The sequence below is a fragment of the Mesorhizobium sp. M1E.F.Ca.ET.041.01.1.1 genome, from assembly GCF_003997355.1.
Taxonomy (GTDB): Bacteria; Pseudomonadota; Alphaproteobacteria; order Rhizobiales; family Rhizobiaceae; genus Mesorhizobium.
On the sequence record NZ_RZSL01000918.1, the window covers coordinates 1 to 1660 of the forward strand.

Genomic DNA, 1660 nt, shown 5'->3' on the forward strand with positions numbered 1-1660 from the left:
GGCGGCGGCGCCATCGAAGTGATGGAGCCGGCGGCGCAGGGACGCAATGTCCGTCGCCGCGGGCTGGACTTCGGCCAAGGTGACGTGCTCCTCGAAAGCGGTCGCCTGCTCGACCCGGCAGCGCTTTCGCTTGCCGCATCCGCCAATCATCCGAACCTCGATGTGGTGCGGCAGCCGCTGGTGGCCATCATCGCCACGGGCGACGAATTGCTGCCGCCGGGCAGCGAGCTCGGCCCCGACCAGATCATCTCGTCCAACGCCTATGGCGTCATAGCCACGGCGCAGTCGGTTGGCGCGCGCGCCCTCGACCTCGGCATCGCCGCCGACCGCCATGACGCGATCGCGGCGCTGGTCAAGAAAGCCGTGGCGGCAGGCGCCGACGTCCTCGTCACCCTTGGCGGCGCCTCGGTCGGCGACCATGACCTGATCCACGACGTGCTGACCGGCGAAGGCATGAAGCTCGATTTCTGGAAGATCGCCATGCGTCCCGGCAAACCGTTGATGTTTGGCCGGCTGGGCAATATCCGCTGCATCGGCCTGCCCGGCAATCCGGTGGCAAGCCTGGTTTGCTCGCAGCTTTTCCTGAAGCCGCTTCTTGCGCGGCTCGGCGGCCGCCTCTATCGCCCGGATATTCGAACGGCGCGGCTGGGTGCCGCCATGCACGCCAACGATCTCCGGCAGGACTATGTGCGCGCAACGGTGCGCGAGGATGCCGCAACGCTGGTCGCGACGCCGTTCGGCATCCAGGATTCCTCGATGCTGAGGATGCTTGCCGACGCCAATGGCCTGATCGTGCGCGAACCCTTTGCCCCGGCAGCCGAAGCCGGCGCCGAATGCAGCGTGCTGATGCTGCGCTGAGCCGACCTCTTATTCCGCAGTCAGCGTGCGGGTCAGCGGATGATCCGGATCGGCGAGCCCGTCGACGACGTTGAAATGATGGCGATCCGGCTCGACCACCGAGTTTGTGGCGGCGCCGAGCCCGGTCCAGATGTTGGCAAGCAAGGCGCTCTGGCGCAGGAACTCGGAGCGCTCGCCGCCGCCGGCCCAGCAGGTGATACGGGTTCCGTTCATGGGCCGCAACAGCGCCGGGCTCTCGGCCGACGCTTCCTGCTCGTCGATCGCCAGCGTCGCGTTCATCTCTGTGAACATGATCGGCCGCAGGTCGTGCACGCCCGAAATCGAAACGATGTGGCGTACGCGTCGCGCCACTTCGGACCCCAGCGGAGTGGCCGTGGTCATCATCCGGCTGGCGAGATGTCCGCCGGCCGAATGTCCCGTCAGCATCAGCGGGCCATCGACCATTGCCGCCGCCTTGCCGATCGCGGCCGCGACTTCTTCCACGATGCCGCTGATCCGCGCTTCGGGGCAAAGCGTGTAGGAGGGCATGGCAACCGCAAAGGATCTGCTGATCGCGCCGTTGGCCAGGTGCGACCAGCAACTCTTGTCCGACTCCATCCAGTAGCCGCCATGAATGAACACCACGAGCCCTTTCGGCGTTGCGCGTGGAAGAAAGAGATCGAACCGGTTGCGCGGCGCTTCGCCATACACGATGTCGAGCCGTGCACGGCCCTCGGCCAGAAGCCTTTCGCGAAACGCGCGCGCCGGCGCCTGCCAGGCCGCCGGCCAGCGGTCGCCGCCAGCGATGTTCGCCCCGTTGGCA

General features: G+C 67.1%; 2 protein-coding genes. One reads left to right on the forward strand and one right to left on the reverse strand.

Annotation, left to right across the window (positions count from 1 at the left end; genetic code table 11):
* Positions 1-858 (forward strand): molybdopterin molybdotransferase MoeA (locus EOA38_RS35880; RefSeq protein ID WP_145966264.1); only part of this gene is annotated, 858 nt, incomplete at its 5' end.
* A gap of 9 nt (positions 859-867) precedes the next feature.
* Here the strand turns inward: EOA38_RS35880 and EOA38_RS35885 are convergent.
* On the reverse strand, positions 868-1660 hold a 793-nt coding region (locus tag EOA38_RS35885; protein ID WP_145966265.1), incomplete at its 5' end, for an alpha/beta hydrolase.